Source organism: Frigidibacter sp. MR17.14 (assembly GCF_037095735.1).
Lineage (GTDB): Bacteria > Pseudomonadota > Alphaproteobacteria > Rhodobacterales > Rhodobacteraceae > Frigidibacter.
On sequence record NZ_JBAWKD010000006.1, the window covers coordinates 28923 to 53895 of the forward strand.

Annotated in this window: 19 protein-coding genes; 6 read left to right on the forward strand and 13 right to left on the reverse strand. The window is 70.6% G+C overall.

Features of this window, described 5'->3' with window-relative positions; translation table 11 throughout:
• Positions 1 to 64 precede the first annotated feature (64 nt).
• From glpK to V8J36_RS15555, 13 genes are all read right to left on the reverse strand, one after another.
• A complete protein-coding gene (glpK, locus tag V8J36_RS15495; RefSeq protein ID WP_336468219.1) occupies positions 65 to 1561 on the reverse strand; it encodes a glycerol kinase GlpK in 1497 nt (498 codons plus the stop codon).
• A gap of 55 nt (positions 1562 to 1616) precedes the next feature.
• A complete protein-coding gene (glpD, locus tag V8J36_RS15500; protein WP_336468220.1) occupies positions 1617 to 3263 on the reverse strand; it encodes a glycerol-3-phosphate dehydrogenase in 1647 nt (548 codons plus the stop codon).
• A 248-nt stretch (positions 3264 to 3511) separates the two neighbouring features.
• Positions 3512 to 4240 carry a UTRA domain-containing protein gene (locus V8J36_RS15505; protein WP_336468383.1) on the reverse strand — a complete coding sequence of 243 codons (729 nt, stop codon included), beginning with the start codon at positions 4238 to 4240 and terminating at the stop codon, positions 3512 to 3514.
• Positions 4237 to 5601 (reverse strand): formimidoylglutamate deiminase, encoded by a 1365-nt coding sequence (locus V8J36_RS15510; protein WP_336468221.1) that lies wholly within the window; start codon positions 5599 to 5601, stop codon positions 4237 to 4239. Before V8J36_RS15510 ends, V8J36_RS15505 begins: the two co-directional genes overlap by 4 nt.
• On the reverse strand, positions 5598 to 6155 hold the full coding sequence (locus V8J36_RS15515) for a HutD/Ves family protein (RefSeq protein WP_336468222.1): 558 nt from the start codon (positions 6153 to 6155) through the stop codon (positions 5598 to 5600). The genes V8J36_RS15510 and V8J36_RS15515 overlap by 4 nt, the downstream gene beginning before the upstream one ends.
• Positions 6152 to 6805 (reverse strand): flavin reductase family protein, encoded by a 654-nt coding sequence (locus V8J36_RS15520; RefSeq protein WP_336468223.1) that lies wholly within the window; start codon positions 6803 to 6805, stop codon positions 6152 to 6154. The genes V8J36_RS15515 and V8J36_RS15520 overlap by 4 nt, the downstream gene beginning before the upstream one ends.
• Positions 6806 to 6866: 61 nt before the next feature.
• A complete protein-coding gene (gene hutU / locus V8J36_RS15525) occupies positions 6867 to 8552 on the reverse strand; it encodes a urocanate hydratase (protein ID WP_336468224.1) in 1686 nt (561 codons plus the stop codon).
• 10 nt (positions 8553 to 8562) lie between these two features.
• Positions 8563 to 10092, reverse strand: coding sequence for a histidine ammonia-lyase (gene hutH / locus V8J36_RS15530; protein WP_336468225.1), 1530 nt, complete (start codon positions 10090 to 10092; stop codon positions 8563 to 8565).
• Positions 10089 to 11291, reverse strand: coding sequence for an imidazolonepropionase (hutI, locus tag V8J36_RS15535; protein WP_336468226.1), 1203 nt, complete (start codon positions 11289 to 11291; stop codon positions 10089 to 10091). Before hutI ends, hutH begins: the two co-directional genes overlap by 4 nt.
• A 119-nt stretch (positions 11292 to 11410) precedes the next feature.
• Entirely contained in the window at positions 11411 to 12970 is a 1560-nt protein-coding gene (locus V8J36_RS15540; protein WP_336468227.1) for a S8 family serine peptidase, read from the reverse strand.
• Positions 12971 to 12991: 21 nt separating this feature from the next.
• Positions 12992 to 13915 (reverse strand): phosphatase PAP2 family protein, encoded by a 924-nt coding sequence (locus V8J36_RS15545; protein WP_336468228.1) that lies wholly within the window; start codon positions 13913 to 13915, stop codon positions 12992 to 12994.
• Positions 13916 to 13920: 5 nt separating this feature from the next.
• The gene (locus tag V8J36_RS15550; RefSeq protein ID WP_336468229.1) at positions 13921 to 15678 is read right to left on the reverse strand and encodes a hypothetical protein; all 1758 of its coding nucleotides are present in this window, start codon (positions 15676 to 15678) and stop codon (positions 13921 to 13923) included.
• Positions 15679 to 16281: 603 nt separating this feature from the next.
• Positions 16282 to 17217 (reverse strand): LysR family transcriptional regulator, encoded by a 936-nt coding sequence (locus V8J36_RS15555; protein WP_336468230.1) that lies wholly within the window; start codon positions 17215 to 17217, stop codon positions 16282 to 16284.
• 94 nt (positions 17218 to 17311) lie between these two features.
• On the opposite strand from V8J36_RS15555, the gene V8J36_RS15560 reads away from it, so the two are divergent.
• The 6 genes from V8J36_RS15560 (at position 17312) to V8J36_RS15585 (ending at position 24970) form a co-directional block, all read left to right on the forward strand.
• Positions 17312 to 18316: a class 1 fructose-bisphosphatase gene (locus V8J36_RS15560; RefSeq protein ID WP_336468231.1), complete on the forward strand. Its 1005-nt coding sequence runs from the start codon at positions 17312 to 17314 to the stop codon at positions 18314 to 18316.
• A gap of 11 nt (positions 18317 to 18327) precedes the next feature.
• The gene (locus V8J36_RS15565; RefSeq protein ID WP_336468232.1) at positions 18328 to 19251 is read left to right on the forward strand and encodes a phosphoribulokinase; all 924 of its coding nucleotides are present in this window, start codon (positions 18328 to 18330) and stop codon (positions 19249 to 19251) included.
• Complete coding sequence (gene tkt / locus V8J36_RS15570; protein ID WP_336468233.1) at positions 19244 to 21250, forward strand: transketolase; 2007 nt, start codon at positions 19244 to 19246, stop codon at positions 21248 to 21250. The genes V8J36_RS15565 and tkt overlap by 8 nt, the downstream gene beginning before the upstream one ends.
• On the forward strand, positions 21247 to 22275 hold the full coding sequence (gene gap, locus V8J36_RS15575; protein WP_336468234.1) for a type I glyceraldehyde-3-phosphate dehydrogenase: 1029 nt from the start codon (positions 21247 to 21249) through the stop codon (positions 22273 to 22275). Before tkt ends, gap begins: the two co-directional genes overlap by 4 nt.
• Before the next feature lie 117 nt (positions 22276 to 22392).
• Positions 22393 to 23472, forward strand: coding sequence for a class II fructose-bisphosphate aldolase (gene fba, locus V8J36_RS15580; RefSeq protein ID WP_336468235.1), 1080 nt, complete (start codon positions 22393 to 22395; stop codon positions 23470 to 23472).
• Between the two features lie 31 nt (positions 23473 to 23503).
• Positions 23504 to 24970, forward strand: a complete 1467-nt coding sequence (locus V8J36_RS15585; RefSeq protein ID WP_336468236.1) for a form I ribulose bisphosphate carboxylase large subunit — start codon at positions 23504 to 23506, stop codon at positions 24968 to 24970.
• Positions 24971 to 24973 lie beyond the last annotated feature (3 nt).

The following is a 24973-nucleotide window of genomic DNA, read 5'->3' on the forward strand; positions in this document are numbered from 1 at the left end:
GCGCTGTCGGGCGCCGTCTTTTCTGCTTTCACAACGTTCCTGGCCCCAGGATGTAGGCGGTGGGTCAGACCGCCATCGTCGCTTGCACGGCCCGCCCCCAGCGGGCGTAGCGGGCGGCACGGGTCTCTTGATCCATCGCGGGGGTGAAGCGGCGCTCCAACTGCCAGGCTTTCGCGAAGGCCTCAGGCCCCGGATAGAGACCGGCCTTCATCCCGGCGAGCCAGGCGGCGCCCAGCGCGGTGGTTTCGGTCACCTGCGGGCGGTCGACCTCGGCGCCCAGAATGTCGGACAGGAACTGCATCGCGTAATCCGAGGCGACCATGCCGCCGTCGACGCGCAGCACGCCCTCGGCGGCGCCTGCACCCGAGGCCGCGATGTCGCGCTGCATCGCCTCGAGCAGGTCGCGCGTCTGGTAGCCGACGCTTTCCAGCGCCGCCTTCGCCAGTTCGGCCGGGCCGGAATTGCGGGTCAGGCCGTAGATCGCGCCGCGCGCCTCGGGCTGCCACCAGGGCGCCCCGAGGCCGGTGAAGGCCGGGACCAGCAGCACATCCTGCTCGGGGTCGGCGGCTTCGGCCAGTCGCTGCGTCTCCTGCGCCTCGCGGATGGTCTTCAGCCCGTCGCGCAGCCATTGCACCACGGCGCCGGCGATGAAGATCGAACCTTCCAGCGCATAGGTCGCCTGACCGTCGAGCTGATAGGCGATGGTGGTCAGCAGCCGGTTCTGCGAGGTCACCCGTTCCGCCCCGGTGTTCAGCAGCGCGAAGCAGCCGGTGCCATAGGTCGATTTCATCATCCCCGGCGTGAAGCAGGCCTGCCCCAGCGTCGCCGCCTGCTGGTCGCCCGCCACGCCCAGGATCGGGATCGGGCGGCCGAACAGGTCAGGGCGGGTGGTGCCGAAATCGCCGTTGCTGTCACGCACCTCGGGCAGCATCGACATCGGGATCCCGAGCCGGTCGCAGATCGTGCGCGACCAGCGGTGGTTCGAGATGTCATAGAGCATCGTGCGGCTGGCGTTGGTGGCATCGGTCGCGTGGACCCGACCGCCGGTCATCCGCCAGATCAGGTAGCTGTCGACGGTGCCGAAGGCGAGCTTCCCGGCCCTCGCCCGGTCGCGCGCGCCCTCGATGGTTTCCAAAATCCAACGCAGCTTGGTCGCCGAGAAGTAGGGATCGAGCAGAAGACCGGACTTTTCCTGCACGACAGCCTCGAACCCTTCGTCCCGCAACTCGGCACAGAAGGCGGCGGTCCGGCGGTCTTGCCAGACCACGGCATTGGCCACCGGGCGGCCAGTCTCGCGGTCCCAGACCACGGTCGTCTCGCGCTGGTTGGTCAGGCCGATCGCGGCGATGTCCTCGGGCGCGAGGCCCGCGCGCTCGATCGCCGCGCGGCAGGTGGCGGCGGTGCTCGACCACAGGTCCTGCGGATCATGCTCGACCCAGCCCGAACGGGGATAGAGCTGGCGGAACTCCTCCTGCGCCGAAGCCGTCACCTGCATCTGCGCATCGAAGATCATCGCGCGCGACGAGGTGGTGCCCTGATCGATGGCCAGGATGTGGGACATTGTCTTTCCTTTCGCGCCCGAGCCCGGGGGCAGGCCCGGGTATCAACCTCGGGGGTCAGCGCCCGGGGGCCGGATCAGGTTCCCCCTCAGCGTCCGCTTCGGCCCCCGGCGCGGCCTCTTCGGGCGCGCGGGCGGCGGCGATGAAGGCTGCAAGCTCGGTCACCTGGTCGGGGAAAAGCCGCAGCCCCAGCTTGGTGCGCCGCCAGAGCAGGTCGTCGGCGGTCTGCACCCATTCCCGGTCGATCAGCCAGCGCACCTCTGCCTCGGTCAGCGTGTCGCCGAAGTTGCGCCCCAGATCCTCGGGCACCCGGGCGAGCCCGAGGATCTCGCGCGCTTCGGTGCCATAGTGGCGCACCAGGCGCTCGGCCCAGGGGTGGTTCAGGAACGGGAAGTCGCGGCGCAGCTCGGCGATGAGCCGCGGCTGGTCCTGCGGCGCGAAATCGCCGCCCGGCAGGGTGACGCGGGCCGTCCAGGCCGGGCCCATCGCGGGGAAGAACGGTTCGAACTTCGCCACCGCGCGCTCCGAAAGGCGGCGGAAGGTGGTGATCTTGCCGCCGAAGACCGACAGCGCCGGCGCCTCGCCCTCGGGGGCGTCGAGGCTGAGCACATAGTCGCGTGTCGCCGCCGTGGCCGATTTCGCCCCGTCGTTGTAGAGCGGGCGGACCCCGGAATAGGTCCAGACGACGTCCTCCGCGGTGACCGGCCGGCGGAAGTATTTCGAGGCGAAGGCGCAGAGGTAGTCGCGTTCCTCGGGCGTGCAGACCGGCGATCCCGGCAGGCCCTGATGGTCCATGTCGGTGGTGCCGATCAGGGTGAAGTCCTGCTCGTAAGGGATTGCAAAGACGATCCGACCGTCCTCGCCTTGGAAGAAGTAGCAGCGGTCATGGGCGAAGAGGCGGCGGGTGACGATATGGCTGCCGCGGACAAGGCGGATGCCCTCGCCCGAGGCGACATGCATGCGGCCCTTCAGCACCTGCTCGACCCAGGGCCCGGCGGCGTTGACAAGGGCGCGGGCGCGGTGGCGGCGCGTGCCCTCGGGCCCGCGGGTGATCACGGTCCAGAGCCCGTCCTCGCGATGGGCGGCCTGCACCTCGGTCCGCACCAGGATCTCGGCGCCGCGGGCGGCGGCATCGCGGGCGTTCAGCACCACAAGGCGCGCGTCCTGCACCCAGCAGTCGGAATATTCGAAGGCCTTGGCGAAGCGCGGCTGCAGCGCCATGCCGGCCGGGTCCTGCGTCAGGTCGAGCGTGCGCGCGCCCGGCAGCGTCGCGCGGCTGGCAAGCCCGTCATAGAGCGCAAGGCCCAGCCGGATCAGCCAGGCGGGGCGGCGGCCCTTCATCCAGGGCATCACGGTGGACAGCAGCCGCGCGGTCGGCGTGTCGCTGTCGAAGCGCATCTCGGGCGAGACCGGCAGCACGAAGCGCATCGGCCAGCTGATGTGCGGCATGGCGGCGAGCAGCGTCTCGCGCTCTTCCAAGGCCTCGCGCACCAGCCGGAACTCGAAATACTCGAGGTAGCGCAGGCCACCGTGGAACAGCTTGGTCGAGGCCGAGGAGGTCGCCTGCGCAAGGTCGCCCTGTTCGGCCAGCCGCACCGACAGGCCGCGTCCGGCGGCATCGCGGGCGATGCCGGTGCCGTTCACGCCGCCACCGATCACGAAGAGGTCGACCGGGGTCTCGGTCGCGGGGTCTGGCTCGGTCATCATCGTCTCCGTTCGCCTCCCGCCCCCCTTGAACCGGCTGCGACCGGGAATGTCAAAGGGCAGAGGCGCCCGGACCGGGGGGGCGCGGGGGGGCGCGTCGGCCCCCCGACNGCGCCTATAGCACACACTGATATGAAGGCAAACGCTTTCGCAAGCGCCAAATCCCTCGCCCCTTGCGCGCCTTCCGGCAGGGGCACCCGGACCGGGGGGGCGCGGGGGGCCGCGTCGGCCCCCCGACCCTGTCTGCGTCACCCGGTCACCAGGTCGAGCTGCATCCAGTGCCCGGGCGCGAACATCTGCGCGACATGGGTGATCGCGCGCCCCTCGCGCCAGGTCGTGCGCTCGACCGCCAGCAGCGCCGTGCCCTCGGGCACCTGCAGATGCCCCGCCGCCAACGCCCCGGCCGGGACCGCCGCGATCCGCATCGCGCCCTCGCTGAAGGGCATGTTCTCGACCAGCCATTCATTGGCGCTGACCGCCGCGAAATCGACCGCGAGGATCCCCGGCACCACCGCGGGATCGATCCAGCGGTCCTCGAAGGCCAGCGGCCGGTCGTCGGCCAGATGCAGCGACAGGGCATGCAGTGCCGACACGCCCGCGGCCAGCCCCATGCGCGCGGCGACCTCGGGCGGCGGCACCGCGACCTCGCGCGCGATCAGGCGGTGGCCATAGACCTGCCCCGCCTCGACCACGTCGCGGTGCAGCACCGGGATCCGCATCCCCGCCCGGCCGACCGGGGCCGGCGCCACTCGGGTGCCGGCGCGGCGGCGCCGTTCCAGCACGCCCGCCGCCGCCAGCTCGCGCAGGGCACGGTTCACGGTGGCGCGGGCGCAGCCGAATTCGATCGCCAGGTCCGCCTCGTTCGGGATCGGATCGCCCGGGCGCCAGTCGCGGTCGCGGATGCGCCGCAGCACCTCGTCGCGGATCGCCTGCCAGCTGGCCGCCGGCCGGTCCGCGGGATCGGTTTCGCCGGTCAGAGCGTGCTCCTCAGCCGGGTCACCAGTCTGCGATAGGCCGCGGTGATCGGCTCACGGGCGGTGTGGCGGCCGTCGTGCACCAGGTGGCGCCCGGCCGACCACAGGTCGCTCACCAGCCGGTCGTCGCCCTGGAAGGCGAAGCTGTCCAGGACCGTGTCGCCGCCAAGACCGGCAAGGTCCAGCGACGTGCCATCCAGCGCGACCAGATCCGCCCAGAGCCCCGGCGCGATCGCGCCCGAGGCCCGGCCGGCGGCCTGCGCCCCGCCCTGCGCGATCTCGTCCCAGAGCCTGCGCCCGGTCGAGCGGCCGGGCGCGGCCAGCACCGCCCTGCCCCGGTCGCGCAGGCGCTGCGAGTATTCGAGCGTGCGCAGCTCTTCCGACAGCGAGATGCGGATGTTGCTGTCCGAGCCGATGCCGATCCGGCCGCCGGCCCCGAGGAAGCGCGTGCCGTCGAAGATCCCGTCGCCAAGGCTCGACTCGGTGATCGGGCAGAGCCCCGCCACCGCGCCGCTGGCGGCCAGCGCCAGGGTTTCGGCGGGCAGCATCTGCGTGGCGTGGATCAGGCACCAGCGGGCATCGACCGGGGCGTTGGCCAGCAGCCACTCGACGGGACGCGCGCCGCGATGGGCCAGCAGTTCCTCGACCTCGGCCTGCTGCTCGGCGACATGGATGTGGATCGGCGCCTCGGCGGCCAGCGGCAGGACCGCGGCCAGCCCTTCGGGATCGGCGGCGCGCAGCGAATGCGGGGCGATGCCCAGCCGGGTGTCAGCGGGCAGCGCGGCAAGGGCGCGGGCGGCCCCGGCGTGCAGGTCGGCGAAGGTTTCGGGCGTGGTGTGGAACCGGTCCTGCCCCGCGGCCAGCGCCCGCCGGTCGCAGCCGCCATACTGGTAGAAGACCGGCAGCAGCGTCAGCCCGAGGCCCGAGCGCGCGGCGGCGGCAGCGATGCGCGCCGACAGCTCGGCCCGGTCGTCATAGGGCGCGCCACCCTGCGCGTTGTGGATGTAGTGGAATTCCGCGACGGCGGCATAGCCCGCCTCGGCCATCTGCATCTGCACGAAGGCGGCGATGATCTCGATCTCGTCGGGGCCGAGCCGGTCGAGGAAGCGGTACATCAGCCGCCGCCATGTCCAGAAGCTGTCCGAGGCGTCGGGGCCGCGCGCCTCTGTCAGGCCGGCCAGCGCGCGCTGGAAGGCATGGGAATGCAGGTTGACCGGCGCGGGCAGCAGGATGGACCGTCGTTCCCCCTCGGGCGCCGCGCCGGGGGTGACGGCGGCGATGCGGCCCGCGTCGTCGATCTCGACCCGGACGTTTTCCGCCCAGCCGCCGGGCAGCAGCGCGCTTTCGGCCCAGAGCAGCGTCATGGCAGCACCTCGAAGCGGATCAGAAAGCATCGCCCGAACCCGGTGGTGACCGCGTCCGCGGGATCGAGCAGCAGGGTGTCGAAGGGCCCGAGCAGGATGCCGTCGACAGTCATCGCCTCCAGCGCGAAGACCGCGCCCGGGCCCTGCAGCGTCTGCGGGCCTTCGACCGGGGTCACGCTGTGCGAAAAGGTGTCGCGCCGGGTCATCACGTTCAGATCGCTGATCGGACCGTCGACCAGCGCGGCATGGGTCGGCACATCGCCCGGAAAGGCGAAGGGGCGGCCCGGCAGCAGCACCTCTGCCTCGTCGGTACCGATGGCCAGCACCAGCCCGGCGCCGGTCAGCACCGTCAGCGTGCGGTCGATGCCCGGAAAGGCCGAGAACGGCCCGCTCGTGGCGACCGAGGCCATCGACAGCCGCCAGTCGAAACCGGCCCCGGCCCCGTCGTCGTCGACATCGGTGGCGGGCGCATCGGCGCGGGCGATTTCGCGCGTGATGCCGCCGCCATTGGCCCAGGGCTGTTCGAGATAGCCCGCAGCCGGAAGATGCCTCATGCCTTGCCCTCCAGCCCGGCACGGGCCGCGTCCGAGGCGCCGGGAACGCGCATCTCGAAGGTTTCCGAGATCACCGCGTAATCGTAATAGCCCATCCGCGCCAGAGGCTTGATCCGGGTGTAGTCGAGCTTGCCGGCGGCGGTGATCACCTCGTCCTTCACATGGATGCGCATCACCTCGCCATAGACGACCTCGACCCAGCCATGGGCCGAGCTGCCGCGCAGCCGGTGTGTCGAGAGGTAGCGGCATTCGAAATGCGCGGGGCTTTCGGCGACGCGCGGGCCCGGCGCGTCGATGCAGGCCGCCTTGGTCAGGCCGGCGCGGGCGAATTCATCCTCGCCCTCGGGCCATTCGGCGGCGGTGATGTTCACCGCCTCGCGCAGGTCCCATGTGGCCATGTTCCAGACGAACCAGCCGGTGTCCTCGGCATTGACGACCGTGTGCTTGCGGCGGCCGTCGGAATACTGGTTGGCGGCGAACATCACCATCGGCGGGTCGAAGGTCAGGTTCTGCCACTGGCTGTAGGGGGCAAGGTTGTCGACCCCGGCGGACGAGGTGGTCGAGATCCAGCCGATCGGTCGCGGCACGGTGCAGGCCTTGAAGGGCGAGAAGGGCAGCGGGCAGGCCTCGCGGCCGGGGGCGTACTGCATGGGAGGGATCCTTGAGGGAGGGCGGGAGGGTGCCCCCTCCCGCAAGCATTCGCGGCGCGGGTCAGTTCCCGAGGATGCCGGGCAGGCGCAGGCCGTGCCGGGTGGCGCAGTCGCGCGCGATCTCGTAGCCGGCATCGGCATGGCGCATCACGCCAGAGGCCGGGTCGTTCCAGAGCACGCGCTCGATCCGTTTCGCGGCCTCGGGCGTGCCGTCGCAGCAGATCACCATGCCGGCGTGCTGGGAAAAGCCCATGCCGACGCCGCCGCCGTGATGCAGCGACACCCAGGTCGCACCCGACGCGCAGTTCAGAAGCGCGTTCAGCAGCGGCCAGTCCGAGACCGCGTCCGAGCCGTCCTGCATGGCTTCCGTCTCGCGGTTGGGGCTGGCGACCGAGCCGGAGTCGAGATGGTCACGGCCGATGACGACGGGCGCCTTGAGTTCGCCCTTCGCCACCATCTCGTTGAAGGCGAGGCCCAGCCGGTGGCGGTCGCCAAGCCCCACCCAGCAGATCCGCGCCGGCAGGCCCTGGAAGGCGATGCGCTCGCGCGCCATGTCCAGCCAGTTGTGCAGATGCGGGTTGTCGGGGATCAGCTCCTTCACCTTCTGATCGGTGCGGTAGATGTCTTCGGGATCGCCCGAAAGCGCGGCCCAGCGGAACGGGCCGATGCCCTGGCAGAACAGCGGCCGGATGCAGGCCGGCACGAAGCCCGGGAAGGCGAAGGCGCGCTCGAACCCCTCTTCCAGCGCCATCTGGCGGATGTTGTTGCCATAATCGATCGTCGGGACGCCCGCGTCATGGAAGCCGACCATCGCCTCGACATGGGTGCGCATCGCGGCGCGCGCGGCGCGGTTGACCTCGTCGGGCGCGGTCTCCTGCTTCGCGCGCCAGTCGCCCAGCGACCAGCCCAGCGGCAGGTAGCCGTGGATCGGGTCATGGGCCGAGGTCTGGTCGGTGACGATCGCCGGGCGCGGTCCGCCCTGCTTCATGCGGGCCAGCAGTTCGGGGAAGATCTCGGCGGCATTGCCCAGAAGGCCCACCGACTTCGCCTCGCCCTTCGCCGTCCAGTCGGCGATCATGGCCAGCGCCTCGTCAAGTGTGCGGGCCTTTTCATCGACATAGCGGGTGCGCAGGCGGAAATCGATCCGCGTCTCGTCGCATTCGACGGCAAGGCAGCTTGCCCCCGCCATCACCGCCGCCAGCGGCTGCGCGCCGCCCATGCCGCCAAGACCGCCCGTCAGGATCCATTTGCCCCTAAGGTCGCCGCCATAGTGCTGGCGGCCGGCTTCCACGAAGGTCTCGTAGGTGCCCTGCACGATGCCCTGCGCGCCGATGTAGATCCAGGACCCGGCGGTCATCTGGCCGTACATCATCAGGCCCTTGCGATCGAGTTCGTTGAAATGCTCCCAATTCGCCCATTTCGGCACGAGGTTCGAATTGGCGATCAGCACGCGGGGCGCGTCGGGATGGGTGCGGAAGACGCCCACGGGCTTGCCGGATTGCACCAGCAGCGTCTCGTCCGCCTCCAGCGTCTTCAGCGTCTCGACGATCTTGTCGAAATCGGCCCAGCTGCGCGCGGCGCGGCCGATGCCGCCATAGACGACAAGGTCGTGCGGTCGTTCCGCCACGTCGGGATGCAGGTTGTTCATCAGCATCCGCATCGGCGCCTCGGTCAGCCAGCTTTTCGCGGTGATCTCGGCGCCGGTGGGCGGGAAGATGTCGCGGGCGTTGGGACGGGTGTCGGTCATCCGGGCCTCCTCAGGCGTCGAGCTTGGGCAGGAATGCGGCCACCGGGGCGATCAGCGCCCCATCGGCCACCATCAGTTTCGCAACCGCAAGATCGGGCGCCATGAAGCGATCCTCGGCCAAGGTTGCGATTTTCGAACGTATTGCCGTCAGCACTCCCGCGAGCTGCGGCGAGGTTGCAAGCGGCGCGCGGAAGTCGATCCCCTGTGCCGCGGTCAGCGCCTCGATCCCGAGGATGCCCTCGAGATTGGCCACCATCGGGCCAAGGCGGCGGGCCCCGTGGCAGGCCATCGAGACGTGATCCTCCTGGTTGGCCGAGGTCGGCGTCGAGTCGATCGAGGCCGGATGCGCGCGCTGGCGGTTCTCGCTCATCAGTGCGGCCGAGGTGACCTCGGCGATCATCAAGCCGGAGTTCAGGCCGGGTTTGGCCGCAAGGAACGCCGGCAGGCCGTGGCTCAGCGTCGGGTCGACCAGCAGCGCGATGCGGCGCTGCGCGATCGAGCCGATCTCGGCGATGGCCAGCGCGAGGATGTCGGCGGCGAAGGCCACCGGCTCGGCATGGAAGTTGCCGCCCGAGACGACCGAGCCATCCGAGAGCACCAGCGGGTTGTCGGTGACGGCGTTCGCCTCGGCCGCCAGCGTGCGGGCGCAGGTCCAGATCAGGTCCAGCGCCGCGCCGTCGACCTGCGGCTGGCAGCGGATGCAATAGGGGTCCTGCACGCGCTCGTCGCCGGTGGCGTGGCTGGCGCGGATCTGGCTGCCCTCGAGCAGCGCCGCCAGCGCGGCGGCGGTGGCGATCTGGCCGGCGTGGCCGCGCAGGGCATGGATTTCCGGGTGGAAGGGCGCGGTCGAGCCCATCGCGGCATCGGTCGACAGCGCCCCGGTGACCAGCGCGGTCTGCAGGCAGCGATGCGCGCCGAACAGGCCCGCCAGCGCCAGCGCCGTCGAGACCTGCGTGCCATTGATCAGCGCGAGCCCCTCTTTCGCGGCCAAAGTGACCGGCGCGAGACCGGCACGGGCCAGTGCCTGCGCGGCCGGCAGGCGGGCGCCGTCGAAATCGGCCTCGCCCTCGCCCAGCATCGCCGCGGCCATATGCGCGAGCGGCGCGAGATCGCCCGAGGCGCCGACCGAGCCCTGTTCGGGGATCACCGGCAGCACGCCGCGGTTCAGCATCGCCTCGAGCAGCGCGGTGACTTCGGGGCGCACGCCCGAGGCGCCGCGGCCGAGCGAGATCAGTTTCAGCGCCATGATCAGCCGCACCTCGGGCGCGGCCAGCGGCGCGCCCACCCCGCAGCAATGCGACAGGATCAGGTTGCGCTGCAGCGTGGCCACGTCCCCCGCCCCGATGCGGATCGAGGCGAGTTTGCCGAAGCCGGTGTTGATGCCGTAGACCGGCGCGTCGCCGCCGGCGATCTCGGCGATGCGGGCGGCGCCGCGGGCGATGGCGGGGGCGGTGGCGGGGTCGAGCCGCACGGGCGCGGCGTCGCGCCAGATCGCTTCCAGCGCGGCAAGCGGGACCGCGCCGGGGGTCAGGGTGATCATGCAGTCTCTCCGCGGAAGATGCGGGTCATCGCCGGGCGGAAGCCGATCCAGTAGACCAGTTCGGCCGGGCTCTCGATGTCCCAAAGGGTGAAATCGGCGCTTTTGCCGGGTTCGATGGTGCCGGTCTCGGCCAGAAGGCCGGTGGCGCGCGCGGCCTCGCGGGTGGTGGCGGCCAGGCATTCGGCGACGGTCAGGCGGAAGAGCGTGGCGCCGAGGTTCATCGTCAGCAGCAGCGAGGCCAGCGGCGAGGAGCCGGGGTTCATGTCGGTCGCGAGCGCGATCGGCACGCCGGCCGCGCGCAGCCCTTCGACCGGGGGCATCTGCGTCTCGCGGATCGCATAGGTGGCGCCGGGCAGCAGCACCGCCGTGGTTCCGGCGGCCTTCATCGCGGCGATGCCGGCCGCATCGAGATATTCGACATGGTCGCAGCTGAGCGCTCCATAGCCCGCGGCGAAGACCGCGCCGTGGGAATTCGACAGCTGTTCGGCATGCAGCTTGACCGGCAGGCCCAGCGCCCGGGCATGATCGAAGAGCGGGCGCAGTTCGTCCGGGGTGAAGGCGATGCGCTCGCAGAAGGCATCGACCGCATCGACCAGCCCCGCCTCATGGGCCGCGGTCAGGCCGGGGATCGCGACCTTGGCGATATAGGCGGCATTGCGGCCCTTGTAGGCGGGCGGCACCGCATGGGCGGCGAGCCAGCTGGTGGTGATCCGCACCGGGCGCAGGCCGGCAAGGCGGCGGGCGGCGCGCAGCATGCGCAGCTCCGCCTCGATCGACAGGCCGTAGCCCGACTTGATCTCGACGGTCGAGGCCCCCTCGGACAGAAGCGCGTCGAGCCGCGACAGCGCCTGCGCCACCAGTTGATCCTCGGTCGCCTCGGCGGTGCGGGCGACGGTCGAGGCGATGCCCCCGCCGGCACGGGCGATCTCTTCGTAACTGGCCCCGTCCAGCCGCATCTCGAACTCGCGGGCGCGGGTGCCGGCGAAGACCATGTGGGTGTGGCAATCGACGAAGGCGGGCAGCAGCCACTGGCCGCGGCAGTCGGTCACCGGCAGGTCGGTGTAGTCCGGCGGCAGGTCGGCCACGGCGCCGACCCAGGCGATGCGGCCCTGCAGGACGGCGACGGCGCCCTGCAGGATCGGCCCCTGCCCCGCCGCCATGGTGAGGATCCGCGCATTGGTCCAGACGCCCGATGTCATTCTGCCCCCGTGAATATGTATGCACATATTGATGGTGCCGCGCGGAAGGCAGGTCAAGACGAAAACGGCCGCCGAAGCGTTTTGGCCGCCGTTCGGTCAAGGGTCGGAAGGCGCAGGCGTCAGGCGTCGACTTCCTGCCGCGAGGTCGGCGGGTGCGCGGGCGGGCGCGGCAGCCGCGACCAGTCGAGCTTCGGCGTGGCCGCGGCGGGATTGGTCGCGCCGGCGCCGCGCAGGGCTTTCTTGGCAGCGGGACCGTCGCCGGGTTTCAGCGCGCCGCTGGAATAGGCCAGCGACAACAGTCCCGCGGTGATCGCCGTCGCGGCCGAAGTGCCCGAGAAGCGGCAGTAATAGGACCGGTAGTCCAGAATCGCGCCGGTCGAGGTCGCAAGCCCGGTGAAGACCGAGGAATTGTAGCCCGCCCGCCCCGGCACGTCGGTCGAGACGATGTCGAGCGAGGAATAGGTCGCCGCCGTCGCCGCCCCGCCGCCCGGCAGCGGCACCGCGCCCAGCCCGGCGAGGTAGTCCACCGACTGGTCGGTCGACTGGTAGCCGGCGCTGTCGGTGTCGACGCGGGTCATCGCGAGGTCGAGCCGCTCGCCATCGCCCGAGGGCGCATAGACCGACACGTCCTTATGACCGCAGGTGAAGGCCGCGGGCTGGCCGGTCGAGCTATGGGCGCCCACGGCGATGATGCCGTTGTCGGGCCTGGCGAGGCTGGCGGGATAAGCCAGGTGATCCTCGGCCGAGTTGCCGGCGGCGCAGACGACCGGGATCTTGCGCGAGATCTCGAGCAGCAGCGCCTCGAACACCGTCCAGGCGTCCAGCTCGTCAGGGCGGAACCCGACGCCGAGCCGCGCCATCAGCCGGGTGGCAAGGTCGGGGTCTTCGCCCGTGACCGGGGCGACGGTAGCGAGGGGCGACGAGACCTCGCGCGCCAGCACGATGAGGTCGGCCCCGATCCGCCACGCGTAGAGCAGCGCGAAGATCAGCTGCTCGGCCTCGGGTTCGAAATTGGTCGAGATCGGCACGATCCGGCAATAGGGATCGACCCCGGCATAGGCGAAGCCGCTCGCGCCCTGCGGGGTGACGGGCACCGCGCCCGGCCCCGTCCCCGGGGGCGTCCCCGGCACGGGCAACAGCACCGGGCCCACGACCTGCACCGCGTCCGCGCCCAGCGGCCGCGCGCCGATCAGGCCGGCCATCGCCGTGCCATGGGCCGAGAAGCTGGCGCGCGTCGCCGGGAAGACCCGGGACGGATCCGGGGCCCCGGGACGGTCTGCGGCATAGCGCGCGGCGAGCCCCGCGAAAAGCCTGTCTGCGAAGGGCAGGGCCTTGGCGGTGGCGGGGGTCGGCGGCGGGCCCGACAGCTCGGGCGGCAGCGTGGCCGCCGGCGTCGGGAAGGCGCCAAGTTCGGCCGAGAACAGGTCAAGCGCCAGATCCTGCGCGACCGCGTCCTTGAGGTTCGGATGCCCGCCCGCGACCGAAGTGTCGATCATCGCCACCAGCGTCGGCCGGCTGCCGGGCCGGTCGAGCCGGCGCTCGGCCAGGTCCCAGGCGCTTGAGGCGAAGGTGGTCACGTCCTGCACCACGCCGATGGTGCAAAGATGCCAGAGCGCGTGGAAGGCGGGATAGCGCCCCTCGCCCCGTGTGCCCGAAGGTGTCAGCTGCAGTTCCGCCACGGTTCACCCCTTACCTGAAGATCACATCCATTCCGCGCGGGCGCGCAGCATCTGCTCTTCCAGCACGATCTCGTAGACCGGCACCATCATCCGGGCGAGCCTGCGGCCCGCGGCGGTATCGGCCGGGTAATGCACGCCCGCCCATTCGCGGTTCTCGGCGATGCGCCGGCAGCTGTGGAACAGGCCCGAGATGCCGGGATGTTCGGGCAGCACCCGCGCCATCACGAAGGCGATGGAATAGGACAGGAAGGAATGGTTCGACGGATACGAGGCATGGGCCGGCACCGTCACGAAGGGCTTCAGCTGCGGATTGACCTCGGAGGGGCGCGGCGCGTCGAACCGCTCCTTGTAGCGCAGGCCCACCATCTCGGCGAGCCAGGCCACCATCAGCATCAGCGCCGTCGTCTCGGGCATCGCGCTGTCGCTTTCGACGCCGAGCGGCAGCAGGTAGCCCGACAGTTCGAGGTCAAGCTCGCGCAGGATCTCGGCCCGTCGCGCCGTCTCGGCCGGGGTATCGAGCCGCGCGCGCTTTTCGACAAGGCCGAGGCTCTGCGCCATCAGCTCGGTCGGGGCCGGCGGCAGGCCCAGCGGCAGGTCGTGCCACGCGTTTGACAGCGCGTGCAGCGCCGCGATCTCGCGCCAGGGCAGCAGGATCTCGGCCCCGCCGAAGCCGCTGGCATCCTGCGTGTCGCGCAGCGCGGTACGGTTGCGGTTGCGATTGCGGTTCCTGTTGCGGTTCCGGTTGCGATTGCGGTTCCGGTTGCGGTTCAGGACGCTGGCCGCGCCGCCGCCGCCGCCCGAGATCGCGGCGAAGGCCGGCACCGCGAAAGCCGGGGTACCGGCCACCGGCACCGCGCCCAGCGCCGTCCCGGGGTCCACCAGCTCGAAGCTCTCGCCCACGGCGAGCAGCCAGGTCTTCGACAGGATCGACTGGTATCGGCTCATCGGCATCACGCTCCGGCGCGGGTCAGGCCCAGTTGCAGAAGGGCGCGGGCGCCCGGGTTCTCGATCGCCATGCGGTTCTGGGCGACCCAGCCCGACGAGAAGGTCGGGTCCATCGCCCGGATCCGCGCGATCAGCCGTTCGGCCTCGGCGATCTGGCCGTTGTGGGCGAGGCTGACGGCGGTGTAACGCAGCGCGGCCCCGTAGCGCGGCCGCTTGGCCAGCACCGCACGGCCGAGGTCGCGCCCGGCCTCGAACCGGCCCTCGAGCGTCGAGATCATGCAGTTCGTCGTCTCGAACGAGAAGCGGATCGGGCTGCCCGCCCCCAGCCGCATCGCGCGGGCCGAGGCCTCGCGCGCGCTGTCGTAGCGCCCGCAATAGGTGCGGTGCAGCGCGAAATGGTCCCAGGCGAAGGCCGATTGCGGGACAAGCGTCACCGCGCGCGCCAGCAGCGCCTCGGCCCGGTCGCGGTCGTGCAGGACATAGCCCGCCGCATGGCCCGCCAGCGCCGCGGCCAGCCCGTTCTGCGAGCGTTCGAGCAGGCCCGAGCAGAGCATCTCGAGCGTTTCCTCGCGCAGGTCGCCGTCCTGCGCGCCCCAGTGCTCGCCGACGCGGAAAGTGTTCAGATAGGCCTGCAGCGACAGGTAGACCGGGTCCGCCGTCCGTTCCCAGCTTGTGGCGATCTGCCCGCGCAGCTCGTCCAGCGCGCCGCGATCGAGCTGGAACATCACGTTCATCGCGTGAAAGGGGCTGATCGTCGCCTCGTTCTCGGACTGCGGCGGGCGGTGCACGGTCTCGGCCGACAGGGTCACGACCTCGGCCAGGAAATCCGCGGCGCGCTCCTCGATCGGGGCGCCATCGAGCGCGCCAAGCTCGCATTCCGCGCTCCAGAGCATGTCGCGCAGGCCGGGGCCGAGACCGATCATCCGGATCGAGGACCAGCCCGGTTCGTGATAGAAGCGCAGCCGCAGATAGAGCAGCGGCTCGTCGACGATCCCGGCCATGTCGGTGTCGCCGCCCAGCTCGCGGTAATCGTAGAGCCGGACGCCCAGATGGTCGCGCAGCGAGACCGAGATGCGGTCGAGCACGCCATCGGCAAGGAACTGCGCGCGCGGCCCGCCGCCCTCGACCAGCGGCACCAGCAGTCCCAGCACCGGCGGCAGCGCGGGCGCCCGCTCGGGCGGCGCGGCAGCACGGGCCGGTGCCAGCGTTGCCGGAGCCGGAGCCGGGCCGACGGCGAGGGTCGCGCCGGCGGCGGCAACCAGCGTTTCGATCCGGTCGGACCAGAAGCTGCGCTGGTCGCGCAGCCAGTCCTCGAACCCCTCGGCCCCGCCCCCCAGCCGCGGGTTCAGCCCTTCGAGGACCTCGGGCGCCCCGCCCAGCGCCGCGGCCGGCAGTGGCGCGGCCTCTTGCAGCGCCAGAAGGTCGACGGCCACGAGGTCGAGCCGCAGCCCGACCGTCGTCTCGTCGGTGGTGACGATCGGCACCGGCAGGGCGGCAAGGCTGCGGCGCAGGCCATGCAGCGCGGTGCGCAGGCTTTGCGCGGCCAGTTGCGGGTCCTTCTCGCCCCAGAACATGTCCTGCAGGCGGACGCGCGACACCGATCCGCGCGGGGCGAGGGCCAGCACCGCCAGCATGGCGCGCTGCACGCCCGAACCGGGCGTCAGGTCGCGATCCTCGGCATCGGCGAGACGCAGCGGCCCAAGCAGGAACAGGCGAAAAGCCTGACCTGCGATCCCGGAAGGGGGCCGCTCTACCGAACTCATCCTGAATACCTTGAGCGAGACGCAGGAACTCGAATGCGCAGATGCTAACGAACTTCCGAGCCCGCGGCTAGCGGACTCGGAAGCCTGAAGGAGTGGCCCCTTGGTTGGAAAGGACAATGCTGTGTTCGAAATCACAGGGGCACTCCGATAAAGACTGCCTGAAATGAGGTGTCTTCAAAGACCGGCCCCGGCGAGGAGGCACCGGGACCGGCAAGGGGACAGGGGCGCTTGGGGAAACCACCCCGGGGCGCTCGTCGGAAAAGGGGGCGAAGCAACCGGCCCTGCCCCGCCGACATCGGGACCGGACCTGAACACCGGGGCTGAGGCACAGGCGATCGCACCAACCGCTGCCCCGACATCCGGGTCCACACTCGTCAAACCTTTCTCTCTCCGCCCCCCATCCCGATTCGCAGTCACACTTTCCCGCACCGGCGTGAGCGCAGCGTTAGGGAAGCGGTAACACCTGTGGCGAAATCGCGGCGCCCGGGCAAAGTCCTGAAAACGCATGACTCCGTGGCGCCGGGCGGCGCGGGCGGTCACGCCGCGCTCATGCCGGCTGACGCCCGCTCACGGCCACTCGCGCCGTGGTTGTGATGGAGCAGCTCACGCCTGCGTGTCGATCACGGGCAGAAGGTCGCCGCGATTCGCCTCGACCCAGTCGAGCAGCGCCCGCGCGGCCGACGAGGGCGGCATGTCGGCGCGGTGCACCATGAACCACTGGCGCAGGATCGGCAGGCCCGCCGCCTGCAGCGCGACCAGCCGGCCCGTCGCCAGTTCCTCGTGCACGGTGTGACCCGAGAGGATCGCGATCCCAAGGCCGGCGCGGACGGCCTGCTTGATGGTCTCGTTCGAGTCCATCTCGACCTGCCGGGTCACGGTGCCCCGGCCGGTTTCGTCAAGGAAGCGCGTGGTCAGGATCCGGGTGCCCGATCCGGGCTCGCGCAGGATGAAGGTCTCGGCCAGCAGCCGCGCGGCCGGCACCGCCCCCGCCCCGCCCAGCGGATGGCCGGGCGGCGCGATCAGCACATGCGGATGGTCGCCCACGGTCAGCGCCACCACCTCGGGCACCCGTGGCGGGCGGCCCATGAAGGCCAGGTCGAATTCGCCGGCCTCGAGCCCGGCAAGGATCCGGGCGCGGTTGCCGATGCGCAGCACGATCTCGATCCCCGGCCGCGCGCGCTGGAACCGCGCGACGAGCCCCGGCATCACGTATTTCGCCGTCGAAACCGCCCCCAGCACCACGCTGCCGGTGTGGCCCGCGGCCAGCGCGTCGATCTCGGTCAGCGCGCGATCCAGCGCCGTGCGGATCCGTCCGTGGGCGCGCAGCAGCGCCTCGCCCTCGGCGGTGGCGCGGAAGCCCTGCGGGCCGGTGCGGTCCAGCAGACGGCAGCCGAAATTGTCTTCGAGAATGCGGATCTGGCTGTGGACGGCGGGGGGCGTCAGCCGCATCGCCTCGGCCGCGGCGCTGAGCGAGCCGGTGTCGCAGATCAGCTGCAGACTGCGCAGCTGCTTGAGGGTGAGCGCATCCAGTCGTTTCACTTAAACTGAATCATCCTTCCGCATTATTAAATTTTCTTAGCGCCACTCTGCCCCGATAACAAGCCATCCGCACTCGGGGAAGGGAGGCCTTGTGATGACGGAGAGCATCGACCTGCCCGCGGGGGCAGTGCCAGTCCAACTTTCGGCTGTGCTGAAGGCGCTTTGCACCGTTGCCCGCGACATCTCTGCCACCATCGCCTACGGCCCGCTGGCCGCCCGGCTGGGCGACACCGTCGGCGCCAACAGCGACGGCGACGCGCAGAAGGCGCTGGACCTGATCGCCGACGAGGCCTTCGCCGCGGCGCTGGCCGGCACCGGCATCCGCTGGCTGGCCTCTGAAGAACGCGACACCGTGACCGGGATCGACCCGGACGGCGCCTTCGCCATCGCCCTCGACCCGCTCGATGGCTCGTCCAACATCGGCGTCAATGTCTCGGTCGGCTCGATCTTCGGGATCTGGCCCGCGGGCGACGGGGCCGAGGCATCGGTGCTGCGCCCGGGGCGCGAGCTGCTGGCGGCGGGCTATTTCATCTACGGGCCGCAGACCGCGCTGATGGTCAGCGTCGGCCAGGGGGTGATGGAATTCCTGCTCGACCCGCGCGACCGGGTGTTCCGGCTGGTCGCGCCAGAGGTGCGGATCGAGCCGGTGAGCGCGGAATTCGCCATCAACGCCTCGAACTACCGCCACTGGTCGAAGCCGGTGCGCGCCTATGTCGACGACTGTCTGGCCGGGGCGACCGGCCCGCACGAGAGCGACGCCAACATGCGCTGGATCGCCTCGCTGGTGGCCGAGACGCATCGGATCCTGATGCGGGGCGGGCTGTTCCTCTACCCCGCCGATGCCCGCAAGGGCTACGAGCGCGGCCGGCTCAGGCTGGTCTACGAATGCGCGCCGATCGCCTTCCTCGTCGAACAGGCGGGCGGGCGGGCGACGAACGGCATCGACCCGATCCTCGACCGGGTGCCCGCCAGCCTGCACGAACGAACCCCCTTCGTCTTCGGCTCGGCCCCGCGGGTCGAGCGCGTCACCGTCTATCATGACCTGCCCGAGCAGGAGATCGCGGCCCTCTTCGGCAGCCGCGGCCTGTTCCGCCACTGAAAGCCAAGCCCATGTCCAAACGACATCCGATCATCTCGGTGACCGGGTCCTCCGGGGCCGGCACCACGACGGTGAAAAGCACCTTCGACCAGATCTTCCGGCGCGAGGGGATCGTCGCCGCCTCGATCGAGGGCGACGCCTTCCACCGCTATGACCGCGCGGCGATGAAGGCCGAGCTTGCCGCCCGCAAGGCGGCGGGGGACGAGACCTTCTCGCACTTTTCCTATGACGCCAACGAGCTGGAAAGCCTGGAAGCGGTGTTCCGCACCTATGGCGAAACCGGCGGCGGCGAGACGCGCCACTATGTCCATGACGCGGCCGAGGCCGAGCGCTGGGGCACCCCGCCCGGCACCTTCACCGGATGGGAGCCGCTGCCGGCGGGCTCGGACCTGCTGTTCTACGAGGGGTTGCATGGCGCGGTGGCGGACGGCGGGCTGAACATCGCCGCGCAGGCCGACCTGAAGATCGGGGTGGTGCCGGTCATCAATCTGGAATGGATCCAGAAGATCCACCGCGACCGCGCCCATCGCGGCTATTCGACCGAGGCGGTCACCGACGTGATCCTGCGCCGGATGCATGCCTATGTGCATTGCATCTGCCCGCAGTTCACCCAGACCGACGTGAATTTCCAGCGGGTGCCGGTGGTCGACACCTCGAACCCGTTCATCGCCCGCTGGATCCCGACCGCCGACGAAAGCCTGGTGGTGATCCGCTTCCGCAATCCGCGCGGCATCGACTTCCCCTACCTGACCTCGATGATTGCCGGCAGCTGGATGAGCCGCGCCAATTCCATCGTGATCCCCGGGGGGAAGATGGATCTGGCGATGCAGCTGATCTTCACGCCGATGGTCATCCGCCTTGTGCAGGACAGCCGCCGCGCTGCGCCCGAGCGGCGCCCCTCTGCCGCGCCCGAAAGGATCTTCCAGCATGAATAAGCCCCTGCGCCCCGATCTTCAGGCGACCGAAACGCTGATGGCCGATGCGATCCGCGTGCTGACCATGGATGCGGTCGAGGCCGCGCAATCGGGTCATCCCGGCATGCCGATGGGCATGGCCGACGTGGCGGCGGTGCTGTTCAACCGCTTCGTCACGCTCGATCCCGCCGACGACCGCTGGCCGGACCGCGACCGGGTGGTGCTGTCGGCCGGCCACGGCTCGATGCTGCTTTACGCCGTCAACCATCTGCTGGGCTATGACGACATGGGGATCGACCAGATCCGCCGCTTCCGCCAGCTGGGCGCGAAGACCGCGGGCCACCCCGAATACGGCCATGCCAAGGGGATCGAGACCACGACGGGCCCGCTGGGCCAGGGGCTGGCGACGGCGGTCGGCATGGCGCTGGCCGAGCGGATGATGGAAGCGCGCTTCGGATCGGGGCTGGTCGATCACTGGACTTACGTTCTGGCCGGCGACGGCTGCCTGATGGAGGGCGTCAGCCACGAGGCGATCGACTTTGCGGGGCACCTCGGGCTCGGGCGGCTGGTGCTTCTGTGGGACGACAACCGGATCACCATCGACGGGGCGACGTCGCTCTCGACCTCGATGGATCAGCCCGCGCGCTTCGCCGCCGCCGGCTGGCATGTGCAATCGGTCGACGGGCATGACCCTCAGGCGGTGGCAGCCGCCATCGAGGCGGCCCGGGCCGATGCGCGCCCCTCGCTGATCGCCTGTCGCACGGTGATCGGCCGGGGCGCGCCGACGATGGCGGGATCGCACAAGGTCCATGGCGCGCCGCTCGGGGCAGCAGAGATCGCCGCGACCCGCGCCGCGCTGGGCTGGACCGCGCCGCCCTTCGAGGTGCCCGAGGCCGCCCGCGCCCCCTGGCGCGCCGTGGCCGCCCGCGGGGCCGAGGCCCGCGCTCGCTGGGCCGCGCGCCTTGCCGACGACCCGCGGCGCGAGGCCTTCCAGACCGCCCTCGCCCGGCCCCGGGCCGAAGCGCTGGCCCCCGCCATGGCCGACTGGAAGGCGCGGCTGTTGGCCGAGCGGCCCGCGATCGCCACGCGCAAGGCCTCGGAACTGGCGCTCGAGGTGATCAACGCCACGCTGCCCAACGCCGCCGGCGGATCGGCCGACCTGACGGGATCGAACAACACCCGCTCGTCGAAGATGCGGGCGGTGACGCGCGAGGATTTCTCGGGCGACTACATCCACTACGGCATCCGCGAGCACGGCATGGCGGCGGCGATGAACGGCATCGCCCTGCATGGCGGCTTCCATGCCTATGGCGGGACATTCCTCGCCTTCGCGGACTACTGCCGGCCGGCGATGCGGCTGTCGGCGCTGATGGGGCTGCCGGTCACCTATGTGATGACCCATGATTCGATCGGACTTGGCGAGGACGGCCCGACCCATCAGCCGGTCGAAACCATCGCCAGCCTGCGCGCGATGCCGAACATGACCGTGATCCGCCCCGCCGACGCCATCGAGACCGCCGAGGCCTGGGAATTGGCGCTGGCCTCTGACCGCACGCCCACGGTCCTGTGCCTGTCGCGCCAGACCCTTGCCACGCTGCGCACCGAGGCCGGGCCGAACCGGGTCGCCGAGGGCGCCTATGTCCTGCGCGAACCCGACGCCCCGCGCGACGTCACCCTGATCGCGACAGGCTCGGAGGTCGCGCTCGCCCTTGCCGCCGCCGACCTGCTGGCCCGGGACGGCCTTGCGGCGGCCGTCGTCTCTGCCCCCGCCTTCGAGCGCTTCGCCCTCCTCCCGCGCGAGGTGCAGGGGGCCGTGCTGGGCACGGCGCCCCGGGTGGGGGTGGAGGCCGCGGTCCGGCAGGGATGGGACGCGTTCCTGCGCCCCGGCGACCGCTTCGTCGGCATGACCGGCTTCGGCGCCTCGGCCCCGGCCGCGGACCTGTATCGCACCTTCGGCATCACGCCCGAGGCCGTGGCGGATGCCGCCCGTGCCGCCATCGCAGAGGAGGGAACCGCATGACCGTGAAGGTCGCGATCAACGGCTTCGGCCGCATCGGGCGCAACGTGCTGCGCGCCATCGTGGAATCGGGGCGCACCGACATCGAGGTGGTGGCACTGAACGACCTTGGCCCGGTCGAGACCAATGCCCACCTGATCCGCTTCGACTCTGTCCACGGCCGCTTCCCGGGCGAGGTCATGACCGGCCCCGACTGGATCGACGTCGGCCGCGGCCCGATGCGGGTCACGGCGATCCGCGATCCGGCCGAGCTGCCCTGGGACGATGTCGACGTGGCGCTGGAATGCACCGGGTTCTTCACCGACCGCGACAAGGCGGCGCGGCATCTGGAAAACGGATCGAAGCGGGTGCTGGTCTCGGCCCCGTCCAACGGCGCCGACCGGACGGTGGTCTACGGGGTGAACCATTCCACGCTGAGCGCCGCGGACCGTGTCGTCTCGAACGGCTCCTGCACCACCAACTGCCTGTCGCCGGTGGCGATGGTGCTGGACCGGACGGTGGGGATCGTGAAGGGCTTCATGACGACCGTGCACAGCTATACCGGCGACCAGCCGACGCTCGACACGATGCATGGCGACCTTTACCGGGCGCGGGCCGCGGGGCTGTCGATGATCCCGACCTCGACCGGGGCGGCGAAGGCGGTGGGGCTGGTGCTGCCCGGGCTGAAGGGGAGGCTCGACGGGGTGGCGATCCGGGTGCCGACGCCCAATGTCTCGGTCGTCGACCTGACCTTCGAGGCGGGGCGCCCGACCAGCGCCGAGGAGATCAACGAGGCGATTTCTGCCGCCGCGGCGGGGCCGCTGAAAGGTGTGCTGGGCGTGACGGCGCGGCCCAACGTCTCGGTCGATTTCAACCATGATCCGCGGTCCGCGACCTTCGCGCTGGACCAGACCCGGGTGATGGAGGGGACCTTCGTGCGGGTGCTGGCCTGGTACGACAACGAATGGGGCTTCTCGAACCGGATGGCCGATACCGCCGTGGCGATGGGGGCGCTGATCGGGGCACGGACGCTCGCGCCCGCGGGGTGAGCGCCGGATGAGGCGACGCCGGGGGCACTGCCCGCCGCCAGCGGTCCTCGGACCGACGGCGAACCGCTGGCAGCCCCCCGGGATATTTCTGCCAATGAGAACAGGGAGGGGCGCGGGATGGCGCTTGTGACGCTCAGGGAGATGCTGGATCACGCCGCCGAACAGGGCTACGGCGTGCCGGCCTTCAACATCAACTCCATGGAACAGGGCATCGCGATCCTGCGCGCGGCCGAGGCCGTCGAGGCGCCGGTGATCCTGCAGGCCAGCCGCGGGGCGCGCAGCTATGCCGGCGACGTGATGCTGCGCCACATGGTGCAGGCGCTGGCCGAGATGCATCCGCGCATTCCGATCGTGCTGCACCAAGACCATGGCAACGACGACGCCACCTGCCTGTCGGCGATCCGGCACGGCTTCACCTCGGTGATGATGGACGGCTCGCTCGAGGCGGACATGAAGACGCCGGCGAGCTGGGACTACAACGTCGCGATCACCGCGCGGGTGACGCGGGCCGCCCATGCCGTCGGCGCCTCGGTCGAGGGCGAACTGGGTGTGCTCGGCAGCCTCGAGAGCGGCGAGGCCGCGGCCGAGGACGGATCGGGCGCCGAGGGCAAGTTAGATCAGTCCCAGCTGCTGACCGACCCGGACGAGGCGGCCGAGTTCGTGCGGCTGACCGGCGTCGACGCGCTGGCCATCGCCTGCGGCACCTCGCACGGGGCCTACAAGTTCACCCGCGCCCCGGATGGCGAGATCCTGTCGATGGCGACCATCGCGGCGATCCATGCGAAGCTGCCAGACACGCATCTGGTGATGCATGGCTCGTCCTCGGTCCCGCAATACCTGCAGGACCTGATCAATGCCGAGGGCGGCGAGATGCCCCAGACCTGGGGCGTGCCGGTCGAGGAGATCGAGCGCGGCATCCGCATGGGGGTGCGCAAGGTCAACATCGACACCGACTGCCGCATGGCGATGACCGGCCAGTTCCGCCGCGTCGCCCGCGCGCACCCGCGCGAATTCGATCCGCGCAAGTTCCTGATCCCCGCCATGGCCGAGCTGGAAACGCTCTGCCGCGACCGGTTCGAGCGCTTCGGCGCCGCGGGCCAGGCGGGCAGGATCCGCGGCCTCTCGATGGACGAGATGGCCCGGCGCTACGCCTCGGGGGCGCTGACCCCGGAAACCGCGACGGCCAAGGCCGCCTGAACGCCATAGGACCCTGAGGAGGAGAGAGACGATGAACGACCTGAGCAATCCCAAGCAGATCCGCGGCAAGGAACGCTACAAGGCGGGCGTGCTGAAATACGCGCAGATGGGCTACTGGGACGGCGACTACCAGCCCAAGGACACCGATGTCCTTGCCCTGTTCCGCATCACGCCCCAGGAGGGCGTCGACCCGATCGAGGCGGCGGCGGCGGTGGCGGGCGAAAGCTCGACCGCGACCTGGACCGTGGTCTGGACCGACCGGCTGACCGCCTGCGACCAGTACCGCGCCAAGGCCTACAAGGTCGAACCCGTGCCCGGCACGCCGGGGCAGTACTTCTGTTATGTCGCCTACGACCTGATCCTGTTCGAAGAAGGCTCGATCGCGAACCTCACCGCCTCGATCATCGGCAACGTCTTCTCGTTCAAGCCGCTGAAAGCCGCCCGGCTCGAGGACATGCGCCTGCCGGTGGCCTATGTGAAGACCTTCCGCGGGCCGCCCACCGGGCTGGTGGTGGAGCGCGAGCGGCTCGACAAGTTCGGCCGGCCGCTGCTGGGCGCCACGACGAAGCCGAAGCTGGGGCTCTCGGGCAAGAACTACGGCCGCGTCGTCTACGAGGGGCTGAAGGGCGGGCTCGACTTCATGAAGGACGACGAGAACATCAACTCGCAACCCTTCATGCATTGGCGCGACCGGTTCCTCTACTGCATGGAGGCGGTCAACAAGGCCTCGGCCGAGACCGGCGAGGTGAAGGGCCACTACCTCAACGTCACCGCCGGCACGATGGAGGAGATGTACGCCCGCGCCGAATTCGCCAAGGAGCTGGGCTCGGTCATCATCATGGTCGACCTGATCATCGGCTACACGGCGACCCAGTCGATCTCGAACTGGGCGCGGCAGAACGACATGATCCTGCACATGCACCGTGCGGGCCATGGCACCTACACCCGCCAGAAGAACCACGGGATCAGCTTCCGCGTCATCGCCAAGTGGCTGCGGCTCGCCGGTGTCGACCACCTGCACTGCGGCACCGCCGTCGGCAAGCTGGAGGGCGATCCGCCCACCGTGCAGGGCTATTACAACGTCTGCCGCGAGACGCACAATCCGGTCGACCTTCAGCGGGGGATCTTCTTCGAGCAGGACTGGGCCGACATCAAGAAGGTGATGCCGGTGGCCTCGGGTGGGATCCATGCCGGGCAGATGCACCAGCTGATCGACCTCTTCGGCGACGACGTGGTGCTGCAGTTCGGCGGCGGCACCATCGGCCATCCGATGGGCATCCAGGCCGGCGCGACCGCGAACCGCGTGGCGCTGGAAGCCATGGTGCTGGCCCGCAACGAGGGGCGCGACATCGCCACCGAGGGCCCCGAGATCCTGCGGGCCGCCGCGAAGTGGTGCAAGCCGCTCGAGGCCGCGCTCGATACCTGGGGCAACATCAGCTTCAACTACACGCCCACCGACACGTCGGACTTCGTGCCGACCCCCGAAGTCGCGATGTGAGGA

Coding starts and splice junctions, on each gene's coding strand:
- glpK (WP_336468219.1), bottom strand. CDS start 1,561: ATGTCCCACATCCTGGCCATCGATCAGGGCACCACCTCGTCGCGCGCG.
- glpD (WP_336468220.1), bottom strand. CDS start 3,263: ATGACCGAGCCAGACCCCGCGACCGAGACCCCGGTCGACCTCTTCGTG.
- V8J36_RS15510 (WP_336468221.1), bottom strand. CDS start 5,601: ATGACGCTGCTCTGGGCCGAAAGCGCGCTGCTGCCCGGCGGCTGGGCG.
- V8J36_RS15515 (WP_336468222.1), bottom strand. CDS start 6,155: ATGAGGCATCTTCCGGCTGCGGGCTATCTCGAACAGCCCTGGGCCAAT.
- V8J36_RS15520 (WP_336468223.1), bottom strand. CDS start 6,805: ATGCAGTACGCCCCCGGCCGCGAGGCCTGCCCGCTGCCCTTCTCGCCC.
- hutU (WP_336468224.1), bottom strand. CDS start 8,552: ATGACCGACACCCGTCCCAACGCCCGCGACATCTTCCCGCCCACCGGC.
- hutH (WP_336468225.1), bottom strand. CDS start 10,092: ATGATCACCCTGACCCCCGGCGCGGTCCCGCTTGCCGCGCTGGAAGCG.
- hutI (WP_336468226.1), bottom strand. CDS start 11,291: ATGACATCGGGCGTCTGGACCAATGCGCGGATCCTCACCATGGCGGCG.
- V8J36_RS15545 (WP_336468228.1), bottom strand. CDS start 13,915: ATGAGCCGATACCAGTCGATCCTGTCGAAGACCTGGCTGCTCGCCGTG.
- V8J36_RS15550 (WP_336468229.1), bottom strand. CDS start 15,678: ATGAGTTCGGTAGAGCGGCCCCCTTCCGGGATCGCAGGTCAGGCTTTT.
- V8J36_RS15560 (WP_336468231.1), top strand. CDS start 17,312: ATGACGGAGAGCATCGACCTGCCCGCGGGGGCAGTGCCAGTCCAACTT.
- V8J36_RS15565 (WP_336468232.1), top strand. CDS start 18,328: ATGTCCAAACGACATCCGATCATCTCGGTGACCGGGTCCTCCGGGGCC.
- tkt (WP_336468233.1), top strand. CDS start 19,244: ATGAATAAGCCCCTGCGCCCCGATCTTCAGGCGACCGAAACGCTGATG.
- gap (WP_336468234.1), top strand. CDS start 21,247: ATGACCGTGAAGGTCGCGATCAACGGCTTCGGCCGCATCGGGCGCAAC.
- fba (WP_336468235.1), top strand. CDS start 22,393: ATGGCGCTTGTGACGCTCAGGGAGATGCTGGATCACGCCGCCGAACAG.
- V8J36_RS15585 (WP_336468236.1), top strand. CDS start 23,504: ATGAACGACCTGAGCAATCCCAAGCAGATCCGCGGCAAGGAACGCTAC.